Genomic DNA, 24,254 nt, shown 5'->3' on the forward strand with positions numbered 1-24,254 from the left:
GCAGTGCATCGCGCGGCTTTTTTATTTCTCCAGAACTCTTTCGGCGTTATGGGCTTTAGCCTCAATGGCGGCCACAGGTGGATCGGATCGACATGACAACCATGACCCACAATTCCAGCGCTCTCAGCCAGGGCACGAAGACGGTCTTCATCGACGGCGAGGCGGGCACGACCGGCCTCGGCATCCGCGAGCGCCTGCAGGGCGTGCCGGGCGTGGCGCTCAGGAGCATCGACCCGGCGCGCCGCAAGGATCCGGAAGCCAAGCGCGAGATCCTGGCCGATGTCGATCTCGTCGTGCTCTGCCTCCATGACGACGCGGCCCGGGAGACGGTCTCCCTCGTGGACGGCCTGAGCGGGAAGAAGCCGAAGATCCTCGATGCCAGCACCGCCCACCGGGTCGCGCCGGGCTGGGTCTACGGCTTTGCGGAGCTGACCTCCGCGCAGAAGGAGGCCGTCGTCTCGGCGGAGCGCGTCGCCAATCCGGGCTGCTACCCGACGGGGGCCATCGCGCTCCTGCGGCCCCTCGTCGATGCGGGGCTGATTCCGGCCGATTACCCGATCAGCGTGAACGCGGTCAGCGGCTATAGCGGCGGCGGACGCGCCATGATCGAGGCGTACGAGGCGGGCACGGCCCCGGCCTTCGAGCTCTACGGCCTGGGTTTCGAGCATAAGCACGTGCCCGAGCTTCAGAAATACACGGGCCTGACCCGGCGTCCGATCTTCATCCCGTCCGTCGGCAATTTCCGCCAGGGCATGCTGGTGAGCGTGCCGCTCCACCTCGACCTGCTGCCGGGCAAGCCCAAGGCAGGGGATCTCGAGGCGGCGCTCATGGATCGCTACCCGGGCGGGGGCCTCGTCGGCGTGGTGCCGACGATTGCGGATGCCAGGACAATCGAGCGGATCGAGCCCGAGGCGCTCAACGACACGGACCGCCTGGAGCTCTTCGTGTTCAAGCACGACAGCTACAACCACGCCGTGCTCGTCGCGCGCCTCGACAATCTCGGCAAGGGCGCGTCCGGCGCCGCCGTTCAGAACATCGAGCTCATGCTGGGGCTGGCCTGAGGAGCGATTTCACGGCTTCGCACCGATAGTTCCACGCCGTCATGCCCGGCCTCGAGCCGGGCATCCACGTCTTTGTCGTGCGATGCGCTAGTGGAAACCTGATATCGAGTCTCACCGCGTGGGCGATAAGCCGAGGTGGAAGCCGATGGCACTGATCGCCGATGGCGGGCAGGGGCATGCTGCCGGACTTACCCCAGAGCCTCCTGGCACTCGGTAACCGTGACATCGCCGTTTACCGCGCGATGGTGGGGCCTGGCGCCGGGTCGCCGTGCAATTTTGGTTTGGTTGCGGCCGGCAAGTTTGGCGTTATAGAGTTGCCTGTCGGCTTCTTCGTAGAGTTGCTCGAACTCCACATAGGCGCTTGGCGACACGTCCGTCATGCCCATGCTGGCGGTTACGGATCGCCCAAGGCCCGGAACGGCATTGGCGACGATGGCCGGGATCGCCTGGCGCCGAAGCTCCGCCCGAGTCTCGGCATCTTCCCCGCGCACAAGCAGAACGAATTCCTCCCCGCCGAGGCGGAACGCATGAACCTGCGGGTCCGCCTGGAGCGCCTCGGCCACGGCTTTCAGCACGGCATCGCCGACTACGTGGCCGTGAACATCGTTGATTGCCTTGAAATGGTCCAGGTCGAGGACGGCGAGTGTGTGGTACCCCTCGGCGCGGAACTTCTCGAAATTCTGCTCGATGGCCCGCCGGTTGAGCAATCCCGTCAGTGTGTCGCGTTCGGACAGGCGCTCAAGCACCTCGGCTTCGAAGAGTGCGCTGTCGCGCTGGCGCTTAATCGTCATGAAACGGTCGGCCACGCCGAGTGTGGTGAACAGGACTTCGAATGCGCAACCCACATAGAATAGAAGCATGGCATCATTGCTCTGCAACCAGGGAACCACACCCGTGACCAAGCGCACCAATCCGGCTATCGTCACCGGCATATAGCCGACCACCTGGAACTTGGCGGCCCGGCTTCCGCGCCGCAGTGCGTCGGCAAGCGACACGATGAAAATGACGATCACTGGAGCAAAAGCGGCCGTGTACGCCGTCGACTGAATCGGGCGACCGATGAACGGAAATGCGGCGTGAGACGTGCTCAGCAACATCGCCCATGCGGCGCAACAGAGCAGCGCCCGCCGCAGGATCGGATTCATGTTGCCAGGTTCGATGAAGCTGTGAGTGAACATCACTCCGGAAGCGACCGTAAGGCCGAAGATCACCGTCGTCATCCAGCTCAAGGTCATCGCCGGCGGATCGAAGAGAACAACGGCAAGACCCGAAGACACCAGGATCGTCAGCAGCAGCGCTATCGTCAGCATGGAATGCCAAATCAAGAACGGCTCGCGCAGGATCCGGTAGAAGGCCGCGTTGAAAATGAGCGGCATGGAAAGCATTCCGGCAAGGATAGCAAGAAAAAGGAGGGACAGCAGAAGCTCCGGCCCCAGAGCCATGTCGGACGGTGACAGATAGGCTCTCTCCAGCGTCATATGGTGGCTCGGCAAATCGAACGCGACAACGACCTGCAGCGTGTCGCGGGTTACCCCCGGCAGGGACGCCTTGAAATACCCCCCATGCAGAGCGCTCCGCAGTTCACCCGCCGATAAGGAGGTCCGGCGCATTGCGCCGTCCCGGTCGATCGCCACCAGGTGGACAGCCGCGAGCGCACTTCGCCTGGAAAAGAGATACTGGGGAAGGGCATCGTGCGGACCGATTTCAAACCGCAGCAGCGTCCGCTCGCCTTCGAGCGAATAGGTCCGATCTCCGCAGGTCCAGCGCCCGGGCGAGTGCACGACAGTGACCAAGTCGTCCGACAAACTGCCGGACGTCCAGCAGGAACTGCGAATGTCGACCGATTCAGCGGCGGAAAGGGGGGAAGCGCCAAGAGATACAAGCATTACGAAGCGCAGTAGCGTCGCCACGAGCGCTTTTCGAAGGGCATTCCAGGACATCGATCGACGCTACATACCAATCATCGAGACGACGTAATCGATCTCCAAATCAGTCGGTCTTTCGTGAATCATGACAAAGCTCAAGTAAGGAGTCCCAAACGCGATTTCTGCGGCAATCCGCCCACACCGCCTAGAGCATCGGACCCAAAAGTGGAATCCACTTTTGGGATCGAAGCCGATGCTCCCACGCTAGAGCCTTTTCCGCAAAAGTGGATGCCGGTTTTGCGAAGAAAAGGCGTCTTTCTCAAGCAACAGGAGCCTTTTCCGTGAACCGAAGTTCATGGAAAAAGGCTCTAGACCGGCGCATCGTACGGACCCGGCGATTCGCACCACGCCGTCATTCCCGGCCCTGAGCCGGGCATCCACGTCCTTGTCGTGCAGCGTTTCGTCAAGACGCGGATGGCCGTCCCCGGATCAAGTCCGGGGACGGCCATGACGAGAGGGGCATGACATCGGCGCCGGGCGACGCCGAATCAATGGCCCCTATGGTGCTTGCTGGTATCGAGCGCGCTTCCCTCGAAGGCGACGACGCGCTGGCGCTGTTCGCCCAGGCCCTCGATGCCCAGGCTCACGACGTCTCCGGCCTTGAGAAAACGCTGCGGCTTCATGCCCATTCCGACGCCGGGCGGCGTTCCCGTGGTGATCACGTCGCCGGGTTCGAGAATCATGAAGTGCGAAACGTAGGACACGATCTGCGCCACGTTGAAGATCATGGTCTTCGTGGAACCGGTCTGCATGCGCTCGCCGTTCACGTCGAGCCACATGGAAAGGTTCTGCGGGGCCGGGATTTCGTCCTTCGTCACGAGCCAGGGGCCGAGGGGGCCGAAGGTGGGGCAACCCTTGCCCTTGGTCCATGTGCCGCCGCGCTCGATCTGGAATTCACGCTCCGAGACGTCGTTGCAGATGCAGTAGCCCGCCACGAAGTCGAGCGCCTCGTTCGCCCCGACATAGGACGCGCGCTCGCCGATCACGATGGCGAGCTCGACCTCCCAGTCGGTCTTCTCGGACTTGCGGGGCAGGATCGTGTCGTCGTTCGGGCCGACGATGCAGGACCGCGCCTTGTTGAAGATGATCGGCTCCGCCGGGATGGCGGCCCCGGTTTCGGCGGCGTGGTCGGCGTAGTTCAGCCCGATGGCGATGAAGTTCCCCACCTGCCCGACGCAGGCGCCGATGCGCTGTCCGGCCGGGGCGAGGGGGAGCGTGTCGGGATCGACGGCGCGGATCCGCGCGAGGCTCTCCGCCGACAGGGTCGCGCCGGTGATGTCCGGGATCGTCCCGGAGAGATCACGGATCTGTCCTTGGGCATCGACGATTCCCGGCTTCTCGTGTCCGGCTTCTCCAAATCTCACCAGTTTCATCAGGCGCTCCTATCCTAACAGGCCAATTCCAATGTGGCGTCTTCACGCCCGCCTACAATGCATGTTCCCGGCACAAATATGTTGCCGTTTTGCCACGAGGATGGAGAAAGCGTGAGATTTCCCCCAGCGACGGCGGCCCACAGTAACTGCATTTCACAACCCTGTATACGCTCGGTTGCATATGAACAAAACGTAATGCAACGTATTCGCGGCGGTTATGCTTTCGTTTTTCCATGTAGTTCGCAGAAACGAACTCCAGTATTCAGTCTATCCAGAGGCCCGGCCGAAGGCGGGCCTGGAGATTGCGGCGAAATTTGAGCATGGCACAGTGGCGGCTCAAGCGGGATTCCCGCAACAAAACAGAAAAGGGCAGGAAACCTCCATGAGCCGCTTCAACCGTTCTTTGTCCCTCGCCGCCGTCTCCTTCGCAACCCTCATCGCCGCCCAGGGCGGAGCCCAGGCGGGCGCCTTCGGCCTGCGCGAGCAGAGCGCCACGGCACAGGGCTTTGCGTTCGCCGGCGCGGCCTCGGGCTCGGGCTATCTCTCGTCGATGTTCTGGAACCCCGCCGTCATCACGATGTCGCCGGGCTGGAACAGCGAGTGGCATCTGTCGCTGATCCTTCCGCGCGTCGACATCAAGCCCGATCCCACGCAGACGCCGACCGCGATTTTCGGCAATTCCGGCGATATCGGCCAGGATGCCATCGTGCCGACCGGCTTCGGCTCGTACCAGGTCAACGACAGCCTCTGGGTCGGTCTGTCCACCACGGCTCCCTATGGTCTCGTCACGGATCCCCGGGAGAACTGGGCCGGTCAGGTCTATTCCCGCTCCTCCCGGATCTTCTCCGTGAACGTCAACCCGGTCATCGGCGTGAAGGTGACCGATTGGCTGTCCGTCGCCGCGGGGCCGACGTTCCAGTATTTCGACATCCGGCTGAAGAGCGCGGTGCCGACCCCGATCGGGGCGCCCGGCACCGCCGTCCTCCCCGGCCAGCCGAGCGGTGTTCTGGAGGGTGACGATTTCGGCATCGGCTTCACGGCCGGCGTGACGATCACTCCCTTCATCGGAACGACGATCGGTCTCGGCTATCGCTCGTCCGTCGAGCACGACCTCGAGGGATCCTTCACGCTTCCCGCGGGCGTCGTCGCCCCGGTCTCCGTTCGCACCCCGATCAACGCGACCCTGAAGACCCCGGATCAGCTCACCCTCGGCCTCTCGCAGGTGATCTCTCCGAACATGACGGTCCATCTCGGCTTCGAGTGGACGAACTGGAGCATTCTCAAGACGCCGATCGTCACGAGCGCCGCGACCGGGGCGCCCGTCCAGGCGCTCCCGCTCAACTACGAGGACGGCTATTTCTATTCGCTCGGTCTGGACTACAGGGTGGATCCGCAATGGACCCTGCGGGCCGGTCTTGCCTACGAGCAATCGCCCATCGACACAAAGATCCGCTCCACCCGTCTGCCCGACAACGACCGTATCTGGGCCTCGATCGGCGTGGGCTACCAGTGGAGCGACAAGCTGTCCTTCGACCTCGCCTATACCCACATCTTCACGAAGGACACGAATATCCGCATCGTCGAGGGCCATCAGGACTTCCGTCCCGGGCTGCCCTTCGTGGCCGACGTGGATTCGAGCGTCGATATCATTTCGGCGGCGCTGCGCTACCGCTGGGACGACGCGAAGGTGGCCATCCCGGCCCCGATCGTGCGCAAATACTGAGAGCCGGAAGGCTCGCAGCGGAAAGGCCGGCGGTGACGCCGGCCTTTTTTCGTTTAGGGTCCGGGGAGCGGCCGGGACAGTTCTTGTCTTCAGGCCCTGGCCAGAACGTAGGTGCCCGGCGCATCGCAGAGCGGCTCCAGCTTGCCGGCGCCCGGCTCGCGCGCGGGGACCGTCCTGGGAGCCTGCTTCTCGATCCACGCGAACCAGTAGGGCCACCAGGAGCCCGGCGTTTCTTCGGCGGCCGCGACCCAGTCCTCCAACTCGCCCTTGACCGGGCCTCCCGTCCAGAACTGGTATTTCTCCTTATAGGGGGCGTTCACGACGCCCGCGATATGGCCCGATCCGGCCATGACGAAATCGACCGGCCCGCCGAAGGACTTCGAGCCCAGGAACACGGATCGGGCAGGGGCGATGTGATCCTCCTTCGCGGCGAGATTGAAGATCGGCACCTTGATCTTCTTCAGGTCGAGCCGCACGCCGGCCAGCTCCATCTCGCCCTTCGCGAGCTTGTTCTCGAGATAGCAGTTGCGCAGGTAGAAGGCGTGGTTCGCCGCCGGCATGCGCGTGGAATCGGAGTTCCAGTAGAGCAGGTCGAAGGCGGTGGGGGCCCGGCCCTTCATGTAGACGTTCACGACGTTCGACCAGATCAGGTCGGTCGGCCGCAGCATGTTGAAGGCATTGGCCATGTGCGAGCCTTCGAGGTAGCCGCGCTTCTTCATCTGCGCCTCGACGGAGCGGATCTGCTCCTCGTCGGCGAAGACCTTCAGGTCGCCGGCATGCGTGAAGTCCACCTGCGCGGTGAAGAACGTGGCGCTGTCGATCCGCTTGTCGCGCTTGGCCGCCATGTAGGCCATGGTGACGGCGAGCAGGGTGCCGCCGACGCAATAGCCGATGGCCGTCACCTTCTTTTCGCCGGTCGCCTGCTCGATGGCATCGAGCGCGGCGAAGATGCCCTCGCGCATGTAATGCTCGAAGCCCTTCTCGGAATGCTGCGCCTGGGGATTGACCCAGGAGATGCAGAACACGGTGAGCCCCTGCGCGACCGCCCAGCGGATGAAGCTCTTCTCGGGGTTGAGGTCGAGGATGTAGTATTTGTTGATCCAGGGCGGCACGATCAGAAGCGGGCGCTTGAGCACCCGTTCGGTCGTCGGGGTGTATTGGATCAGCTCGATCAGGTCGCTGCGGAAGATCACCTTGCCCGGGGTCGTCGCGATATTCACGCCGATCTTGAAATTGCTGGGGTCCGTCTGGCGGATCTTGAGTTCGCCGCGCCCGGTCTGGATGTCCTCCGCCAGCATCGCCATGCCACGGGCCAGATTCGCGCCGTTCTCCTTGATCGTCTCGCGGATGAGCTCCGGATTCGTCAGCAGGAAGTTCGACGGGGAGAGGGCGCTCGAAATCTGCCTGAGGTAGAACTGCGCCTTGTGGCGGGTGCGCTCGTCGAGGCCGTCTGCTTCCTCCACCATGTCCTCCGCCCATCGGGAGGATATCAGATAGGCCTGCTTGAGGAAGTCGAAGACGGGATTCTCCGTCCATTCCGGATCGCTGAACCGGCCGTCCTTCGGTTCCGGCTCCGCGATCGGAGACACCCGCTCGCCCTGAGCCCTCTTGAGAGTCGAGGCCCAGAGATGCAGGAACTGGGAGCTGAGGCGGGCCTGAGCCTCGAAGGATTTCTGCGGGTCGCTCATCCAGGATTCCGCGACATGACCCAGGGTCTTGATCGCGTCCGAGGCGTCGCTCGCGATCTCGGGAGTGAATCCGCGCTCCTCCAGCGGCTTCAGGTAAGCGGCCGTCGCCTTCGTGGCTCCTTCGAGGAAGCGAGCCATGTTGCGGGAGAGTTCCTCGAAGTCCGGGCCGGAGGATCGGGCCTTCTCTTCACCGTATGGCTTGTCCATAAGGCGATCTCCCTCTATCTCGCGCCATTGCCCAGGGGGCGCAATTCGAGCATCTTAGCGTTTCAGCCCCATCCTGTGCAGTCATCTCTTAGGTTACCGACAATGCGTATCCAGTTCCCTACGGTCTCCCGCCCGCCGGCCCTTCTGCTGGCGCTGCTGGTCGCTGCCAACGTCACGGCCTGCGCGGGTGGTTCCAATCCCGTGCGGGATGTCGCCGCCGCGGTGGGAGCGGGGCCCAAGACCGCGGCAACGCCGGATTTCGTCGCTCAGTCGCGCCCGGGCAGCCTGGACTACATGCCCATCGGCAGGGCCGAGGAGGGGCGGCCCACTCCCGCCCGCTCGGCGTCCGAGGTGAAGGCCGCGGAGGCGGAACTCGACGCTCTGCGCGCCCGCAACGAGGCGGCCGGGGCCGAGGCGGCCCGCCTCGGGGGAACGCCCCCGCCCGAGCCGGTCACGCTGCCGGTCAACACGCCGCAGAAACCTCCCCGCAAGACGAATTCCAATCCCACTCGCTGACAATTATACCGGACCGATCCGATTCCGCTCGAGGACGAACCATGTCTCACTTCTACCGCATCAAGCGCCTCCCGCCTTATGTCTTCGAGCAGGTCAACCGCATCAAGGCCGCCGCCCGCGCCAACGGAGCCGACATCATCGATCTGGGCATGGGCAATCCCGACCTGCCCGCGCCGCAGCACGTCATCGACAAGCTGGTGGAGACGGTCGGCAAGCCGCGCACGGACCGCTACTCGGCCTCCAAGGGCATTTCGGGCCTGCGCCGCGCGCAGGCGGGCTATTACGAGCGCCGCTTCGGCGTGAAGCTCAATCCCGACACGCAGGTGGTGGCGACGCTGGGCTCGAAGGAGGGCTTCGCCAACATGGCGCAGGCGATCACGGAGCCGGGCGACGTGATCCTGGTGCCCAATCCGAGCTATCCGATCCATGCCTTCGGGTTCCTCATGGCGGGCGGCGTGATCCGCTCCGTGCCGGCCGAGCCCACGCCGGACTTCTTCGTGGCGGCCGAGCGCGCCGTGATGCACTCGATCCCGAAGCCCGTGGCGCTCGTGGTCTGCTACCCGTCGAACCCGACGGCCTATGTCGCCTCCCTCGATTTCTACCGGGACCTCGTGGCCTTCGCCAAGAAGCACGAGCTGATCCTGCTCTCGGACCTCGCCTATTCGGAGGTCTATTTCGACGAGAACGACCCGCCTCCGTCGATCCTGCAGATTCCCGGAGCGATCGACGTGGCGGTGGAGTTCACCTCCATGTCGAAGACGTTCTCCATGGCGGGCTGGCGCATGGGCTTCGCGGTCGGCAACGAGCGCCTTCTCGCCGCGCTCGCCCGGGTGAAATCCTATCTCGATTACGGCGCCTTCACGCCGGTCCAGGTGGCGGCGACGGCGGCCCTCAACGGTCCCGAGGACTGCATCCGGGAGATGCGCGCCACCTACAGGAAGCGCCGCGACGTCCTGGTCGATTCCTTCGGCAAGGCGGGCTGGCCCGTTCCGGCCCCCAGCGCCTCCATGTTCGCCTGGGTGGAGATCCCGGAGAAGTTCCGCGGCATGGGGAGCCTCGAATTCTCCAAGCTTCTGGTGGAAAAGGCCGATGTGGCGGTCGCGCCCGGCATCGGGTTCGGCGAGCACGGCGACGATTACGTCCGGATCGCCATCGTGGAGAACGAGCAGCGCATCCGTCAGGCGGCCCGCAACATCCGCAAGTTCTTCGATCAGGCGGACCAGATCCTGCACAACGTGGTCCCGATGGCGCGCCGGGGCTAGATTTCGGACGGGCGGAAGGCGATGGTTTCCTGGGCAAGTTTCCGGGTCCGCATGGACATGAGAGCTTGGCGGTCGTAAAGAGCAACCCGGTTTTACAGGGAGCTTCTGTCCGTGATACGTCCTCTCAAGGTGGGCATTGCCGGCCTCGGTACCGTCGGCGCTTCGGTTATTCGGATCCTCGAACGCCGGAACGCGACGGTCACGCAGAGGGGCGGAAGGCCCGTGGAGGTCGTCGCCGTTTCGGCCCGTGACCGCTCCAAGGATCGCGGGGTGGATCTCTCCCGGTTCGCATGGTTCGACAACCCGGTGGATCTCGCCGGATCGGCCGAGGTCGAGTGCGTGGTCGAGCTGGTCGGCGGCGCCGACGGACCGGCCCTTGAAGTCGTGCGGGCAGCCCTGTCGCAGGGTAAGCACGTGGTCACCGCCAACAAGGCGCTGCTGGCCAAGCACGGCCTTGCTCTTGCGAAGCTCGCCGAGATCCATGGCGGATCGATCGCCTTCGAGGCATCGGTCGCCGGCGGCATCCCGATCATCAAGACCCTTCGGGAGGCGTTGCCCGGGAACCGGGTCGCGCGCCTGTACGGCATCCTCAACGGAACCTGCAATTATATCCTCTCCCGCATGGAGCTGGAGGGCCTGACCTTCCAGGAATGCTTGAAGGACGCGCAGCGCCTCGGTTATGCGGAAGCCGACCCGACCTTCGACGTGGAAGGCTTCGACACGGCCCACAAGCTCGCGATCCTCACGAGCCTCGCCTTCGGGACCGAAATCGACGCCGACGCCATCTATGTGGAAGGGATCTCGTCCATCACGCCGCTCGACCTGGCCATGGCCAAGGAGCTCGGTTTCCGCATCAAGCTGCTCGGCGTCGCCGAACGCACGGAGACGGGAATCGAACAGCGCGTGCACCCGACCATGGTCCCCCGGAGTTCGTCCATCGCCCAGGTGATGGGGGTGACGAACGCCGTGACCATCGACGCGGACGCGGTGCGCGAGCTGACGCTGATCGGGCCGGGCGCGGGAGGCGACGCCACGGCCTCGGCGGTGGTGGCCGATCTCGCGGACGTGGCCGCGGGCCTGGTCCAGCCGCTGTTCGGCAGACCCGTCGAGCAGCTCGAGAAGGCCCTGAGGGCCCCCATGCAGCGCCACGAGGGCGGCTACTACGTCCGCCTCACGGTCCATGACCGGCCGGGCGTCGCCGCGGGCGTCGCCACCCGCATGGCCGAGGCGGACATCTCGCTGGAGAGCATCCTGCAGAAGCGCTCCGAGGTAGCGGCCACGAAGGATCCTCACGGCCGCTCGGGCGCGCCCGTGTCGCTCGTTCTCATCACCTATGCGGCGACGGAGGCGGCGATCCGTTCCGCCCTGGAGAAGATCTCGGGGGATGGTCTTATCGCCGAGCCGCCCCAAGTCATTCGCATCGAACGCGATTAATCATCGGGCGGGCGGTTGCGCCCGCCGGTCACCGTCACAAGGGAGACGACACGTCCATGTCGCAAGGCATTACCGTCCAACCGGGGCAACTCATCGAGCGCATCCTCACCATGGAGCTCGTCCGCGTCACTGAGCGCGCGGCCGTGGCTTCGGCCCGGCTGCGCGGGCGCGGCAACGAAAAGGCGGCGGATCAGGCCGCGGTCGACGCCATGCGCCGTGAGCTCAACAAGCTCCCCATCGACGGCACCGTCGTGATCGGCGAGGGCGAGCGCGACGAGGCGCCGATGCTGTTCATCGGCGAGAAGGTCGGCAACAAGAACGGACCGAAGGTGGACATCGCCGTCGACCCGCTGGAAGGCACGACCCTCTGCGCCAAGGACATGCCGGGCTCCATCGCCGTGATGGCCATGGCGGAGGCGGGCACGCTGCTCGCCGCGCCCGACGTCTACATGCACAAGATCGCGGTCGGCCCCGGCTATCCGACCGGCGTGATCGATCTCGACGCCTCGCCGGAGGACAACATCCATGCCCTCGCCAAGGCGAAGGGTGTGGCGCCGAACGAGATCAACTGCCTCGTGCTCGACCGTCCGCGTCACGCCGAGCTGATCGCCGCCATCCGCAAGACCGGCGCGGGCGTTCGCCTGATCACAGACGGCGACGTGGCGGGCGTGATCTTCACGACGAAGCCGGCCGACACGGGAATCGACATGTATCTCGGCATCGGCGCCGCCCCCGAGGGCGTGCTCGCGGCCGGCGCGCTGCGCTGCATCGGCGGCCAGATGCAGGCCCGCCTGATCCTCGACACCGAGGAGAAGCGCTCCCGCGCCTTCCAGATGGGGGTCACCGACCCCAACAAGAAATACGACATGACGGATCTGGCCCGCGGCGACGTGATCGTGGCGGCCACCGGCGTGACGGACGGCGCGCTGCTCAAGGGCGTCCATTTCAGCAAGGACGTGATCACCACCGAGACGGTGGTCTACCGCTCCGCGACGGGCACCGTGCGCCGCATCCATGGCGAGCACCGTGAACTGGCGAAGTTCCACCTGGACTAGATCATCGAATTGATCCCAAAAGTGGAAGCCACTTTTGGGCCCGATGCTCCAGGCAGTCGAACCTCGTGATGTGACATGGCCGGGCTCGTCCCGGCCATTGCCGTTTGAACGCGGGGTGATTTGACCACATTTCACGGGTAAGACTCAGAGCGTGACCGAATCATCGCCTATTTCCCTGCCGAAGCCTTTTCTGGGCGTGGCGCAATCCGCCCTGGGACGGACCTGGGTCGAGCGCTGCAGCGCCGCCCAGAGCGCGATCGCCATCGCCATCGCCCAGACCCATGGCGTCCCGGACATCGTGGCGCGGGTGCTCGCGGGCCGCGGCGTGGGCATCCACGAAACGGAAGGGTTCCTGAATCCGCGCCTGCGCGATCTCATGCCCGATCCCCATGTCCTCACCGACATGGAGGCTGCCGCCAACCGGCTCGCGGATGCCGTGACGCGCGCCGAGAAGGTCGCCATCTTCGGCGATTACGACGTCGACGGAGCCTGCAGCGCGGCGCTCCTGGCCGAGTATCTTCGCGCCTGCGGCATCTCCTATGCGATCCATATTCCCGACCGCATCACGGAAGGGTACGGCCCGAATGTCGATGCGATCCGCGGCCTGAGGGAGCAGGGGGCGGATATCCTGGTCACGGTCGATTGCGGCACGGCCAGCATGGAGCCGCTTGCCGAGGCGACGCGCCTCGGCCTCGATCCCGTCGTGCTCGATCACCACCAGGCGCCCGAGCGCCTGCCCGAGGCGCTCGCGATCGTCAATCCGAACCGTCACGACGATCTCTCCGGCCTCGGGCATCTCTGCGCGGCGGGCGTGGTCTTCCTGTTCCTGGTCGCGCTCAACCGCACCTTGCGCGGACGCGGCTTCTTCCAGAACCGGCCCGAGCCGGACCTGATGGGCAGCCTCGACCTCGTGGCGCTCGCCACCGTGGCCGACGTGGTGCCGCTCGTCGGCCTGAACCGCGCCTTCGTGCGCCAGGGGCTTTCGATCATGCGGGGCCGCCGCCGCGTGGGCCTTGCGGCGCTTCTCGACACGGCGGGGCTCGCGGGTGCACCGGAATCCTGGCATCTCGGCTATCTCGTCGGCCCGCGCATCAACGCGGGCGGGCGCATCGGCGACGCGGCGCTCGGATCCCGGCTCCTGCTGACGGAGGACCCGGTCCAGGCCGGCCAGATCGCCGGCGAGCTCGACCGTCTGAACCGGGAACGCCAGGCCATCGAGGTCGTCGCGGTCCAGGAAGCCGAGGCTCAGGCCATGATGGCGCTCGAGAAGGCTCCCGATCAGGCCGTGCTCGTGACGGCCTCGGCCGAGTGGCATCCGGGCGTCGTCGGCCTGATCTCCGCGCGCACCAAGGAACGTTTTCGCCGTCCCGCCTTTGCGTTCACGCTCAACCCCGACGGAACCGCCACGGGCTCGGGCCGTTCCGTGCCCGGCGTGGATCTGGGCCACGCCGTCCGTGCGGCGGTGGACGCCGGGATCGCCATCAAGGGCGGAGGGCACACCATGGCGGCGGGCGTCACGATTCGCGCCGCCGAACTCGACCGCTTTCTCGCCTTCGTGACCGACAGGCTCAACGAGCCCGTCAGCACCATGCGCCTCAACGACCAGTTTCCCATCGACGCCACGTTGACGGCGGCGGGCGCGCAGCCTGCGCTCGTGACGGCGCTGGAGCGGGCAGGGCCGTTCGGCTCGGGCCAGCCGGAGCCGATGTTCGTGTTTCCACAGCATCGTCTCGTCGAGGCCCGCGAGGTCGGAAGCGGCGGGCACATGCGTGTGAAGCTGCGCGGCGGCGACGGCAGCTTCATCGGCGGAATCGCCTTCCGCGCCGCGGGACAACCGCTCGGGAATGCGCTCTCGGCCGGCATCGGAAACCCGCTGCACGTGGCGGGAACGCTCTCCATCGACCGCTGGGGCGGGCAGGAAAAGGCCGAGCTGCGGATCATGGATACGGCGAAGCCTGAATAAATCGAAACTGACGCTTGCGGTACGTCACGAACCCATCTATATGTCCGCCCACTTCGGAGGCGATGCCCTCCGAAACACAGCGCGCCCTTCGTCTATCGGTTAGGACATCTGCCTTTCACGCAGGAAAGAGGGGTTCGACTCCCCTAGGGCGCGCCACTCCTTTCCTTCAGTCTTTGCAAGCCGAAATCATCTGCCCTTTCCGAGGGTTAGGCCCGCCCCCTGCTGGTTCGAATCCGGGCTACGGAGCGCTGGTTCGAAGGCCTGGCGATGCCCCATCTGCAAAGGCGACGTTCCGGCATTGACGCGTTTCGGCGGATGTCGCCCCGGTCCCTCGCAGGGGAACCGGCTCCTCCCCGATCCCGAGAGCTTAGGGTCTCCCTTCGAACCTCCGACACACGCGAGGGCAGACGCAGGAACGTGCGGGAGGCGGTCCGTGTCCGTGACCTTTGCAAGGCTGCTGAACAATCGTCCGCCCAAGCCCCATCGGGCACAGCCGATCCTTCAGGGATGTCCGACCGCCAATCCGTCATGGCAACGTGAGGGACATGGAGGAGGGCGCGAATTTCGTGCAACGAAGGTGGGGCGGTTCGTGACGCGGTCAGAAAGGAGAGGGGGCTTCTCTTGCTGGCCGTGTCGGGACGACCTACGTCTTGGTGAAGCGTACGACATGGAGGGGCACCATGCGCATAGCACTGGTTCTACTGGCCCTCGCGCTTTGCTGTATCGCCATCCTCTGGATTGTGGGCGTCTGGATCAGTCAGCGGATATATTCCGCGTGGTCCCGGCCAACGGGAGGTCTGGACCCCATCACCGGGCCGAAAGACCTCATCGCCATCCACGACACGGGCGGCCCCTTCATCCCAATGCCGGAGGCCATCAAGACCCGTGAGGAGATGGTGGCGTGGATGACGACAGAACTTCCCAAGCTCACGGCAGAGACGGGGAAATCTTAATCATGGCACCGAACGAGCGGCTGCCTTCGTGTCCGGCTTAGGGTGCCATCCTTTCGCGCCCAGCTTCACGCAGGCGAACCCAAATTTTCGTCCGCGTGGATCGGATCCGGCGGCGCTGCGTTAAGCTTCCGTTAATCGCTTCCGTTGGGCCGGTCCCCATGTCTGAAGAACTGAAGTCGATCCTTATCCCATTTGGTGCGGCTGCAGGTCTGAGCACATTAAGTGTTTTGGTTGCGGTGGCCATATATCTGGCTTGAGCAAAGCACGAATTCGTCCTTATGCTCGCAAGTCCTACGAAACGGTCGGCCGAACGCACCGGCGAATGGAACCTCGTCGCGCCATGCGCCGTGGTCCAATGCTATCTTTCCGCCGTGCTGCGTGGAGCTTCTGCAAGCCTGAGGTCACATCGTGCCACGCTATTTCTTTCATGTGCATATAGGCGCAGACGTCGTCCAGGACCCCGAAGGGCAAGACTTCCGAGACATGGACGCGGCCTGGAGGGCAACGCAAGCGACGGCTCGCAACATCATGAACTCGGAACTTCCGCAGCCCGTGAACTGGGCTGCAAGCTACATCGAGGTCACGGACGAGGCCGGGGAGATCGTCCTGGAGTTTCCGTTCCTTGAGGCCATAGAGGTTCCCGAGCGGCCGAACTAGCTGCTTGGTTTCGGTGGGCCAGCCGACGCATTCGGCATCAGGCCGGATCGCCTTTGACCTTCGTCACCATTTCCCAGTTGTTGCCTGCCGCGATGAGGCAGGCCTTACCGTCCGGCATGGTCATGACCATCGTCCATGTGCCCGCCTGCGAGGCGAAGACCTCAAGCACCTGGCCGGGTTGGGCAAGGCCGATGCCGACGGGGTTCTCCTTGTATTGATCGGAAAGCAGCTTCACGATTTCGCTTCGCAGCCCGCACGACGCCTGGACCTGGGCAAAGGCGGAGGGGGCGACGAGCAGCGAGCATCCGAGAGCGGACAGAGCAGCGAGGGGACGGTGGATCATGGCGCATCCTTAGCGGTTTTCCCGCAGGCCCCCTTCCTGTGTCCTTCAACGCGCAAGTCTTGCAAAAGTGCGCAAATCTTCCAAAAGCGTCCCTGCCGCCCGAGCCTCAACTTGTGCTGCATAACCGGGCATTCTCATCAAGATTCCAGTGTCCAGGCGGGGGCTGCTCCCGCTAGAATGAACCTGACGAAGTCGAAACCGTTTTCTCGCCATCTCTCTGCTCGAGCGTTCTGCCATGCCTCGCTTTTTCTTCAATATCCGCGACGGTTACGATGTCGATGAGGACGAGGAGGGCATCGAACTGCCGGATTTCGATGCCGCCCGCGCCGAAGCCCTCGCCACGGTGGAGGAACTGCGCGACGAGCTGAGGGACGCAGGCAATATCGAACTCGAGATCGTGGACGAGACGGGGCGCCGCCTGCTGACGGTGCCCTTCTTTCGCGGCGGCAAGCGCCGTTAGGGCACCGCACGAGAAACCTTCGAGCCGGTTTACGCTCGGTGCTCATAGGCGATGCCCGAGCATCGGATGTGAGGTCGATGGCCTGTCCGATGCTGTAAGTTGATGCTTTTGAGCATCCTTTCACGCAAAACCGGTTCCCACTTTTGCGTCCGATACGCTAGCCGGCCTCCAACGAGGAAGCCCGGCTGGAAGCCGGGCTTTGCTGTACCGTCGGAGTCGCGAGCGCGCTCAGCATTCGGTCGTCTTCTTCGTCGTGGTGTCGCCAAACTCGTTGGTCTTCTGCTTCGTTTCGGTCGTGCAGCCCACGCCGGAGCCGGTCGTGACCGTCGTCGAGGACGTCGTGCTCGGCTCGCGCTTCTGTTCGATGGTCGTCTTGCTGCCGAGGAGCCCTTCCTCCTTCTTGATGGTGGTCGTGGTGTCCTGAGCGAAGGCGGCCGTGCCGATCACGGACGCGGCAAGGACGAGAGCCAGTCTTCTCATGGTTGAATCTCCTGTTGAAAGCCGTGCCGTATGAACGCCTTGTCCGTAAGGCGGTTCCTGCAAAGGCTGGAGGAGCTTCACCGTCAGCGCAGTTCCTTCCATGCGTCCGCGAAGGCGCGCGCGTTGCGGGCGACGTCTTCGACGCCCATCGTGGGCGTGAAGAGCGCGGAGCCCAGGCCGAACCCGTCGGCGCCCGCATCCACATAGGATTTCATGGTGTCGGGCCTGATGCCGCCCACGGGCAGCACGATCGTGTCCTTCGGCAGCACGGCCCGCCAAGCCTTGACGATCGCCGGAGGAATGCCCTCCGCGGGAAAGATCTTGATCGCATCCGCTCCCGCCTTGAGGGCCGCGAAGGCCTCCGTCGGCGTGGCGACGCCGGGCGTGCAGAGCATGCGGTGCTCCTTGGCGCGGCGGATCACGTCGGTATCCCCGTGCGGCATGACGATGAGCTTGCCGCCCACGTCGCGGATGCCGTCGACCTGTTCCGGATCGAGAACCGTTCCTCCGCCGACGAGGACGCCGTCCGGCATGGCCTTGGCCAGAATCTCGATGCTGCGGAACGGATCGGGCGAGTTCAGGGGAACCTCGATGATGCGGAAGCCCGCTTCGACCAGGGCCATTCCGACAGCTTCGGCAGAATCCGGCCGCAATCCGCGCAGGATGGCCACCAGGGGAAGATCGGCGAGATAGTCCCGCAACACGACAGCACCTCTTCATGATGATTGGGTAGGCTCGGGAACTTAACGCCAAAGAGGCGTGAGTTTTCCAGCGGCTTCTTCGCTCTCGCGCGCCCAGTTCACAAGTGTCGCACGGGCGCGCTCCACAAGAGGCGAGCCCTTGTGAATAGCATGGAGCAGCGTTCGTTGCGAAAAACCGGGGCCACTTTTGCGCACGAGGCGCTAGGAGCGACCCGCCGGGCCCCGGCGCCACGCGCCGGCGGATGACCGGCCGGACCGGGGCGGGTGATGGGCGTTGTAGGAAAATTCGGATGCCGCACGGGGCAGGGCATCCGCGATATAGCGCACGACGCCGCCGACCGTGTCGCGGCCGTTGGCGCAATGTTCGATGAACCACCTGTCGAGGGCCAAGCCCGCATAGAGTTGCTCGACACGCGAGAAGAATTGCATGAGCTGCCCGGAATCGAAGTGGAGGTCGTGCGTCAGCGACATGTCCATGTCGACATGAGTCACGCTGCTTCCGCCGACGGTCTTGCAGAGATCGACAATTTCACGCGCAACGTTCGCCTCCAGCTGGTGGGTCATGGTGTTTCCTTCGGGTGGCTTACGTAGTGTCGGAGCGGGACGATATCGCGTATCGTTCCAATACAACATAGCGTCGACATTGAACCCTTGCAAATTACGTTTGGGAATTTGCAAGATGCCGCTGCGATCGGACAAATCGGCCATCGGACCCGGTCCGTCCCGACGTGCCAGTCAGGACGGATCGCGCCGCAGGCATTGCTGGGCCATGCGGGACATCCGGGTTCTGTCATCCTCGGTCATCGCGCCGCTCAGGGCCTTCCGCCACAGATCGCCCTGGCGGAGCCGATCGACCGTGCAGGAGCAGACGGCATTGCACGTGGCCGCAGGAACATTCCCCATAAGGCACGAGGCCACGCAGTCATCCATGAAGGGCCGCGCTTCGGCCCTCGGATTCGGGCCGGTAACCTGCAGAATGCCGTAGAGGAGCGCGAGCAGCACCAGCTGGTGAAGAAGATAGATCGGGAGGCTCTTTCGTCCGGCCCAGACGAGGAACCGCGACAGCCGATCCCGCGCCCGCCAGCGCGCCAGGGGCCATGCGCCTGCGCGCGGCACCAGCGCCTTGCGGAGTGCGACCCCGATCAGAACCAGGCCGAACCACGGAAAGATGGGGACGTAGTCGTTCGTCACGGGGTCCGCGGCGCCGAGGCCCAGCCAGTCGAGGAAGGGCGCGTCGAAAGCGGGGCTCGTGAAAAGAGAGGGCGCCGCGAGGCAGAATGCGGCGACCGGCAGGGTGAGGGCAGGGGACAGCCGCAGGAAGGGGAGCGCGAGCACGCTCGAAACCGCGATGCAGTGCAGGATGCCGAAGAAGATGTAGCTGTCGGGAAAGACGAAGAAGGTCACGAGGGTGACGGCCAAGGCCGCGCCGCCGACTTTCAGGAGACGTCTCAGGAAGGCGGATCGGCGGAAACCCTGCAGATGGGCGAGGGCCAGGCCCATTCCGGCGAGCAGCAGAAAGGAACCGGCGATTCCCCGTGCGAACCATCGCCATGCCGGAATCTGAAGGACGTTCGTTTCGATGAGTTGCAGGAAGCTCAGGTCCCAGCCGAAGTGATAGACGATCATGGCGAGGATCGCGACGCCGCGGGCGACATCGATGACGTCCCACCGTTGGAACGTGGCGGCGGGCGGGTGTCCAGCCGATGCGTCGGCTTCGGCGCGCCTCCAGGGGGTGGCTCCGGCGCGGGAAAGTTCGTCGGTCACGGAATGGGGATCCTGTCGTTGAGAGGCGCTTCTCACGGGGCCCCGCCTGCATATATCAGTGACATGACCGAGAACATCGCCGCGTCAATCTCCGAATTGCAGGACATGATCCACGCCGCCAGGATGGTGGTCGGCTTTACCGGGGCGGGCATCTCGACGGAGAGCGGCATCCCGGACTTTCGTTCGCCCGGCAGTCCCTGGCTGAGCAACAAGCCGATCTCCTTCGAGCTCTTTCTCCGAAGCGCCGAAGCGCGGCGCGAAGCCTGGCGCCGGAAATTCGTCATGGACGATCTCTATCGCGGCGCGCGGCCCAGCCAGGGGCATCTCGGCATGGCCGCGCTCGTGGCCTCGGGACGCATGCCGGCGGTCGTTACGCAGAATATCGACGGCCTTCATCAGGCTTCCGGCCTCTCGGACGAGCAGATCATCGAGCTTCACGGCAATGGAACCTATGCGAAATGCCTGTCCTGCGGCCACCGCCACGAGCTCGACTGGATCAGGAGCCGTTTCGAGGCGAGCGGAGACCCTCCCGCCTGCGTCCATTGCGGGGGCGTTCTGAAATCCGCCACGATTTCCTTCGGCCAGTCCATGCCGGAAGAAGCGATGCGCAGGGCCCAGACGGCCATGGCGCGGTGCGATCTCTGCCTCGTGGCCGGATCGTCCCTGGTGGTCTATCCGGCCGCGGCCTTTCCGGCCTTCGCCAAGGAGAACGGAGCCCGGCTCGTGATCCTCAACCGGGAGCCGACTCCGCTCGACGGCGAGGCCGATCTGGTGATCCGCGCAGAAATCGGGTCCGTCATGTCGGTATTTCTGTCGTAATTTCAATGGTCTCGCCGAGTGCTGAAAAAATCATCGCATTTTCAGGCGCGTTTCCGTCTTCCCCTGAATCAGGACGATGTTATCCTCATTTTAAGAATCGGGATTTTTGATTCGAGTTCGGGTTTATTCATGACTAGCGATTTCGGCTCTAACTCCTTCAATCTTCGAGAGGAAAGCTCCTCTTTCGATCAAGGTCGCCGTGAGGTCGCCCAGGCCCCCGGGGAGGAGAGTTCCCTCGAACTCATTCATGTGAGCGGTCGGATCAAATGGTTCGACGTCGCCAAGGGCTTCGGTTTCATCGTCCCCGACAACGGCATGCCCGATGTTCTGCTGCATGTGACATGCCTGCGCCGGGACGGGTATCAGGCCGCCAACGAGGGGGCCCGGATCGTGGTCGAGGCGGTCCAGCGCCCGCGCGGCCTTCAGGCCTTCCGGGTTCTGTCGCTCGACGAATCGACGGCCCTGCATCCGTCCGAGCTTCCGCTGCCGCGCACGCACGTCCAGGTGGTGCCGACGAGCGGCCTCGAGCCCGCCGTGGTGAAGTGGTTCAACCGCCTGCGCGGCTTCGGCTTCCTGACGCAGGGAGAGGGCAAGCCCGACATTTTCGTCCACATGGAGACGCTTCGCCGCTACGGCATCGCCGAGCTGAAGCCCGGCGAGCGGGTCTTCGTGCGCTTCGGCGACGGTTCGAAGGGCCTCATGGCCGCCGAGGTCCGCCTGGCTGAAATGGCTCTGCCGCACTCCCACTGACAGGTTGCGTTCGTGTTCCAGCGGTTCCATCCGGCCCTTCCGGCCCTCGCCCTTGTGATCGCCTCGGCCGGAGCGGTCTATGCCCAGGCGATGGAGGCGTTGTCGATCACCAGCCAGGGAGGCCAGAAGCACGGCTTCCAGGTCGAGGTCGCCCGCAATGACGCGGACCGGGCCCAGGGGCTGATGTTCCGCCGCTCCATGGCGGCCGACCATGGCATGCTCTTCGATTTCGGCCGGGTCGAGCCGGTCTCCATGTGGATGCAGAACACTTATCTGCCCCTCGACATGCTGTTCATCCGGCAGGATGGCACGATCGCCCGCGTCGCCGCCAACACGGAGCCGTTATCGACCCGCACCATTTCCTCCGGGGAGCCCGTTCTCGCCGTCCTGGAGCTGAATGCCGGCACCGCGGCCCGGCTCGGCATCAAGCCGGGCGACAAGGTGGAGCACCCGCTTTTCAGGCGGTGAGGCGAAGACGACCTGATCCGGATGATGCAGGGAGCATCGGGGTCAATCCCGAAAATGGATTCCCCGTTGCAGGTCCGATGCTCTCACGGCCGTCACAGAATGAAATAGGCTTTCGAGAGGGTCGAAAGGCCTTTCACATAGATGGAAAAATCGGCCCGGCCGTCGCCGTCGACGTCTCCGCCGACGAGGACCCCGGTTGCGTATTTCTCATAGCGCAGCTCACCCGCCTTCTTATGGAAGGATTGGGAGCCGATGAAGGTGAAGGCCTGATTGCCGGCGACCTTCTTGTTGGCGTCGATCATGTGCAGGTCGATCCTGTCCTTCTGAGAAGGCGTGAAGTCGAAGATCGTGTCCCGCCCGGAAGCGGAGACCGTGCTGTCGCCCGTGGAGTTGAAGACGAAGGTGTCTGCGCCGGCTCCGCCGTAGAGCTTGTCGGCCCCGGCCTTCCCGTAGAGGATGTCGTTGCCGCCGAAGCCTTCCAGCTTGTCGGCATAGGCCCCGCCCGTGAGCCGGTCATGGCCGGCGAAAGCCGATTTGAAGATCTTCAGGTCGTCCGCCGTTGAAGAGGTCATTGCGGCGGCGACGAGCGATGTCGCGGAAATGTTGATGCCGTCGATGGAGCCGATCTTCTTGCCGGACGCGATGGCGGCATAGCTCTTGACGGTTCCGGAGATGGGAACGCCGTCGCGGTCATAGGCGAATCTGGTTCCCCGGAATTCGTCCCGGAAGGAGCCCTTGGCGTCGTACCGGGCTGCGAACACGGTGGACGTGCGCGTGTAGCCGTAGGCGTAGGCCAGCCCGGAAAGATCGAGGTCTCTCAGATCGAAGCCGTAGGGTCCCGACCAAGTAAACGTCGCCATGTTTTCGCTCCCATTGACCTCCGCAAGGTAGACGGGAGGAGCGGGTCCGTACAATTGACTTAATGTCGTAAGGTTGTGTCGTAAGGTGATGTGGCTGATACCCGCAGAGAAAGGCGGAGGGTTGGGCAGCCCCCTTCAGCCGCCCTGCCGGTGACGGGCCGTCAGATGGCGGTCACAAAGACGACCTGTCCGGTCTGGTCGGTCACAACCATGATGCGACCCGGCTGAATTCGCTTGCCGAGGCATTTTGCCCACCCTTCGGTATCCGTTTCGGCATGCGGCATATGCTTGAGATCCGGCAATTCGACCCCGGTCCGATCTCGCAATAATCGATTGCCGACGAGGTGATGAAAGAAGTAGCGCGGCATGATGGAACTCCATCCATGCGCAAACTATCCCGACGCTCTTCCATCCCGACCATCAACTAGGTTAAGAACCGGCCTCATGCGGAGAGCCCTAACTCTAAAGAATTCCTGCCCAACTTTCGCGGGACTTCCTTCGGCGTATCCACGGCAGAATTCGTGAAATGCGACGGCGTCCGTTCCTGTGCCGCCGGAACATCGCGCCGGTTCCCCGGCGCCTTCGCGGTGGTCGCCAGGGTATGATCAGGGCCTTCCCACGGGGAAATTCATGGCATTCCGGGGCATACTGCCCTGTTATTGCTCTGGGTGCTGCAACCTAGGGCTTGCCTAGGGGTTCTCAAATCGATAGAGAAACCAAGCTGTTGAGAGACTCGGGGTGTAGCGCAGTCTGGTAGCGCATCTGCTTTGGGAGCAGAGGGTCGCGGGTTCAAATCCTGCCGCCCCGACCATCCTCACCGGCTTAAGTCTTGGAGAGAGTGCGAAAACCAATGCCTGCACGGATTTACAAACCCGCCAAATCCGCAATGCAGTCCGGATTGGCCCGGACCAAGCAATGGTTGCTCGTCTTCGAGCAGGACAAGCCCCGCGAAATCGAGCCTCTCATGGGCTGGACCAGCTCGGGCGATATGCGTCAGCAGCTCCGCCTGTGGTTCGATACCAAGGAAGAGGCCATGGCCTATGCGGAGCGCGAAGGCATCGCCTACCGGGTCGAGGAGCCTCAGGAGGTCAAGCGGCGGACGATGTCCTATTCCGATAATTTCAAATTCAATCGCGTCGGGCCCTGGACCCACTAACGTCCGGGCCACGGCCCAATGGCCCCTTAGCTCAGCTGGATAGAGCAACTGCCTTCTAAGCAGTAGGTCGCAGGTTCGAGCCCTGCAGGGGTCGCCAATAAAATCAGGAACTTAGACTCAAATTTCCGGCCGAAAGCGAAATCGCGGCAGCGTGGACTCCGGCTGCGGGCCAAGCTCCGGAGCCGAAAAACTGCTGAGAAAACTGCCGAGGAAGAGTAGATCTTAGAAATCGATCTTGCCCTTTGCTCGGGCTTCAGCCAGCAGCTTGCGAGCACGATCCAACGCGGCATTCTTGCTCCGCAGATTCGCAAGCTCCTTCTCCAAGCGTTCGAAGATCGGCAGGTACACCCCTCCATGACGCTCCATGACATACGCCACATAGACCAGGGCGCGCTCGAGGCGCTCTTCGGTGACGGGCTCCTCTTTCGGACGTTTTCGCATCTTGGTCCGATTCAGAACGCGACTTGAGAGTGGCCCGGTCCTGTACCGGTGATGGATGCAGAGCGATCATCCATTCGGAGATCTGCCAGGGATCGTAGAGCGTGACAATGGCGCCAAGATCCGCCGGCGGGACAAGGCAGAACTCGAAGAACTTCCCGATCCGGATCTCCAACTCCTCGCAGCCCTCCTCCCCAG

At 64.0% G+C, this 24,254-nt stretch carries 25 protein-coding genes and 3 tRNA genes; 17 read left to right on the forward strand and 11 right to left on the reverse strand.

The features are described from left to right. The first annotated feature begins 92 nt into the window (after nucleotides 1–92). Nucleotides 93–1,061 (forward strand): N-acetyl-gamma-glutamyl-phosphate reductase, encoded by a 969-nt coding sequence (gene argC / locus RE429_RS11125; RefSeq protein ID WP_414470844.1) that lies wholly within the window; start codon nucleotides 93–95, stop codon nucleotides 1,059–1,061. A gap of 188 nt (nucleotides 1,062–1,249) precedes the next feature. On the opposite strand, the gene RE429_RS11130 is transcribed toward argC, so the two are convergent. After that, nucleotides 1,250–3,001, reverse strand: a complete 1,752-nt coding sequence (locus RE429_RS11130) for a diguanylate cyclase (protein WP_414470845.1) — start codon at nucleotides 2,999–3,001, stop codon at nucleotides 1,250–1,252. Between the two features lie 473 nt (nucleotides 3,002–3,474). Beyond that, on the reverse strand, nucleotides 3,475–4,359 hold the full coding sequence (locus RE429_RS11135) for a fumarylacetoacetate hydrolase family protein (RefSeq protein WP_414470846.1): 885 nt from the start codon (nucleotides 4,357–4,359) through the stop codon (nucleotides 3,475–3,477). Nucleotides 4,360–4,741: 382 nt separating this feature from the next. On the opposite strand from RE429_RS11135, the gene RE429_RS11140 reads away from it, so the two are divergent. After that, the gene (locus tag RE429_RS11140) at nucleotides 4,742–6,082 is read left to right on the forward strand and encodes an OmpP1/FadL family transporter (RefSeq protein WP_414470847.1); all 1,341 of its coding nucleotides are present in this window, start codon (nucleotides 4,742–4,744) and stop codon (nucleotides 6,080–6,082) included. Nucleotides 6,083–6,171: 89 nt separating this feature from the next. Here RE429_RS11140 and RE429_RS11145 read toward each other — a convergent pair whose 3' ends face one another. Continuing rightward, on the reverse strand, nucleotides 6,172–7,977 hold the full coding sequence (locus RE429_RS11145; RefSeq protein ID WP_414470848.1) for a PHA/PHB synthase family protein: 1,806 nt from the start codon (nucleotides 7,975–7,977) through the stop codon (nucleotides 6,172–6,174). Between the two features lie 102 nt (nucleotides 7,978–8,079). On the opposite strand from RE429_RS11145, the gene RE429_RS11150 reads away from it, so the two are divergent. From RE429_RS11150 to RE429_RS11185, 8 genes are all read left to right on the forward strand, one after another. Further along, complete coding sequence (locus RE429_RS11150) at nucleotides 8,080–8,493, forward strand: hypothetical protein (protein WP_414470849.1); 414 nt, start codon at nucleotides 8,080–8,082, stop codon at nucleotides 8,491–8,493. Between the two features lie 41 nt (nucleotides 8,494–8,534). Beyond that, nucleotides 8,535–9,755 carry an LL-diaminopimelate aminotransferase gene (locus RE429_RS11155; RefSeq protein WP_414470850.1) on the forward strand — a complete coding sequence of 407 codons (1,221 nt, stop codon included), beginning with the start codon at nucleotides 8,535–8,537 and terminating at the stop codon, nucleotides 9,753–9,755. A 111-nt stretch (nucleotides 9,756–9,866) separates the two neighbouring features. Next, the gene (locus RE429_RS11160; RefSeq protein ID WP_414470851.1) at nucleotides 9,867–11,189 is read left to right on the forward strand and encodes a homoserine dehydrogenase; all 1,323 of its coding nucleotides are present in this window, start codon (nucleotides 9,867–9,869) and stop codon (nucleotides 11,187–11,189) included. Nucleotides 11,190–11,245: 56 nt separating this feature from the next. Then, complete coding sequence (glpX, locus tag RE429_RS11165) at nucleotides 11,246–12,244, forward strand: class II fructose-bisphosphatase (protein ID WP_414470852.1); 999 nt, start codon at nucleotides 11,246–11,248, stop codon at nucleotides 12,242–12,244. Between the two features lie 151 nt (nucleotides 12,245–12,395). Further along, nucleotides 12,396–14,207, forward strand: coding sequence for a single-stranded-DNA-specific exonuclease RecJ (gene recJ, locus RE429_RS11170; RefSeq protein WP_414470853.1), 1,812 nt, complete (start codon nucleotides 12,396–12,398; stop codon nucleotides 14,205–14,207). A gap of 81 nt (nucleotides 14,208–14,288) precedes the next feature. Beyond that, nucleotides 14,289–14,363: transfer RNA gene (locus RE429_RS11175), tRNA-Glu, on the forward strand. A gap of 524 nt (nucleotides 14,364–14,887) precedes the next feature. After that, nucleotides 14,888–15,160 (forward strand): hypothetical protein, encoded by a 273-nt coding sequence (locus RE429_RS11180; RefSeq protein WP_414470854.1) that lies wholly within the window; start codon nucleotides 14,888–14,890, stop codon nucleotides 15,158–15,160. 429 nt (nucleotides 15,161–15,589) lie between these two features. Continuing rightward, nucleotides 15,590–15,817: a DUF6894 family protein gene (locus RE429_RS11185; RefSeq protein ID WP_414474172.1), complete on the forward strand. Its 228-nt coding sequence runs from the start codon at nucleotides 15,590–15,592 to the stop codon at nucleotides 15,815–15,817. Between the two features lie 37 nt (nucleotides 15,818–15,854). Here the strand turns inward: RE429_RS11185 and RE429_RS11190 are convergent, their stop codons facing one another. After that, on the reverse strand, nucleotides 15,855–16,160 hold the full coding sequence (locus tag RE429_RS11190) for a hypothetical protein (protein WP_414470855.1): 306 nt from the start codon (nucleotides 16,158–16,160) through the stop codon (nucleotides 15,855–15,857). A 235-nt stretch (nucleotides 16,161–16,395) separates the two neighbouring features. On the opposite strand from RE429_RS11190, the gene RE429_RS11195 reads away from it, so the two are divergent. Beyond that, complete coding sequence (locus RE429_RS11195) at nucleotides 16,396–16,620, forward strand: DUF6894 family protein (RefSeq protein ID WP_414470856.1); 225 nt, start codon at nucleotides 16,396–16,398, stop codon at nucleotides 16,618–16,620. Between the two features lie 228 nt (nucleotides 16,621–16,848). Here the strand turns inward: RE429_RS11195 and RE429_RS11200 are convergent, their stop codons facing one another. From RE429_RS11200 to RE429_RS11215, 4 genes are all read right to left on the reverse strand, one after another. Continuing rightward, entirely contained in the window at nucleotides 16,849–17,100 is a 252-nt protein-coding gene (locus RE429_RS11200; protein ID WP_414470857.1) for a hypothetical protein, read from the reverse strand. Nucleotides 17,101–17,183: 83 nt separating this feature from the next. Continuing rightward, a complete protein-coding gene (locus RE429_RS11205) occupies nucleotides 17,184–17,804 on the reverse strand; it encodes a 2-dehydro-3-deoxy-6-phosphogalactonate aldolase (RefSeq protein WP_414470858.1) in 621 nt (206 codons plus the stop codon). A gap of 198 nt (nucleotides 17,805–18,002) precedes the next feature. Continuing rightward, nucleotides 18,003–18,365, reverse strand: a complete 363-nt coding sequence (locus tag RE429_RS11210) for an acyl carrier protein (protein WP_414470859.1) — start codon at nucleotides 18,363–18,365, stop codon at nucleotides 18,003–18,005. A gap of 171 nt (nucleotides 18,366–18,536) precedes the next feature. Next, nucleotides 18,537–19,565: a heparan-alpha-glucosaminide N-acetyltransferase gene (locus RE429_RS11215; RefSeq protein WP_414470860.1), complete on the reverse strand. Its 1,029-nt coding sequence runs from the start codon at nucleotides 19,563–19,565 to the stop codon at nucleotides 18,537–18,539. A gap of 63 nt (nucleotides 19,566–19,628) precedes the next feature. Here RE429_RS11215 and RE429_RS11220 point away from each other — a divergent pair, with 63 nt between their 5' ends. The 3 genes from RE429_RS11220 (at nucleotide 19,629) to RE429_RS11230 (ending at nucleotide 21,602) form a co-directional block, all read left to right on the forward strand. Continuing rightward, nucleotides 19,629–20,384, forward strand: a complete 756-nt coding sequence (locus tag RE429_RS11220; protein ID WP_414470861.1) for an SIR2 family NAD-dependent protein deacylase — start codon at nucleotides 19,629–19,631, stop codon at nucleotides 20,382–20,384. A 129-nt stretch (nucleotides 20,385–20,513) separates the two neighbouring features. Then, nucleotides 20,514–21,134 carry a cold-shock protein gene (locus RE429_RS11225; protein ID WP_414470862.1) on the forward strand — a complete coding sequence of 207 codons (621 nt, stop codon included), beginning with the start codon at nucleotides 20,514–20,516 and terminating at the stop codon, nucleotides 21,132–21,134. A 54-nt stretch (nucleotides 21,135–21,188) separates the two neighbouring features. Beyond that, nucleotides 21,189–21,602 carry a DUF192 domain-containing protein gene (locus RE429_RS11230; RefSeq protein WP_414474173.1) on the forward strand — a complete coding sequence of 138 codons (414 nt, stop codon included), beginning with the start codon at nucleotides 21,189–21,191 and terminating at the stop codon, nucleotides 21,600–21,602. Nucleotides 21,603–21,694: 92 nt separating this feature from the next. Here RE429_RS11230 and RE429_RS11235 read toward each other — a convergent pair whose 3' ends face one another. Next, nucleotides 21,695–22,462, reverse strand: coding sequence for a calcium-binding protein (locus RE429_RS11235; RefSeq protein ID WP_414470863.1), 768 nt, complete (start codon nucleotides 22,460–22,462; stop codon nucleotides 21,695–21,697). Nucleotides 22,463–22,623: 161 nt separating this feature from the next. Further along, nucleotides 22,624–22,830: a DUF6894 family protein gene (locus RE429_RS11240; protein ID WP_414470864.1), complete on the reverse strand. Its 207-nt coding sequence runs from the start codon at nucleotides 22,828–22,830 to the stop codon at nucleotides 22,624–22,626. A 366-nt stretch (nucleotides 22,831–23,196) separates the two neighbouring features. On the opposite strand from RE429_RS11240, the gene RE429_RS11245 reads away from it, so the two are divergent. From RE429_RS11245 to RE429_RS11255, 3 genes are all read left to right on the forward strand, one after another. Next, nucleotides 23,197–23,273: transfer RNA gene (locus tag RE429_RS11245), tRNA-Pro, on the forward strand. A 39-nt stretch (nucleotides 23,274–23,312) separates the two neighbouring features. Then, entirely contained in the window at nucleotides 23,313–23,618 is a 306-nt protein-coding gene (locus tag RE429_RS11250; RefSeq protein WP_414470865.1) for an ETC complex I subunit, read from the forward strand. Nucleotides 23,619–23,638: 20 nt separating this feature from the next. Then, a tRNA-Arg gene (locus RE429_RS11255) sits at nucleotides 23,639–23,715 on the forward strand. Nucleotides 23,716–23,840: 125 nt separating this feature from the next. On the opposite strand, the gene RE429_RS11260 is transcribed toward RE429_RS11255, so the two are convergent. After that, on the reverse strand, nucleotides 23,841–24,059 hold the full coding sequence (locus RE429_RS11260; RefSeq protein ID WP_414470866.1) for a hypothetical protein: 219 nt from the start codon (nucleotides 24,057–24,059) through the stop codon (nucleotides 23,841–23,843). Nucleotides 24,060–24,254 lie beyond the last annotated feature (195 nt).

The organism is Microvirga sp. M2 (genome assembly GCF_047497095.1).
In the GTDB taxonomy this organism is placed as follows: domain Bacteria; phylum Pseudomonadota; class Alphaproteobacteria; order Rhizobiales; family Beijerinckiaceae; genus Microvirga.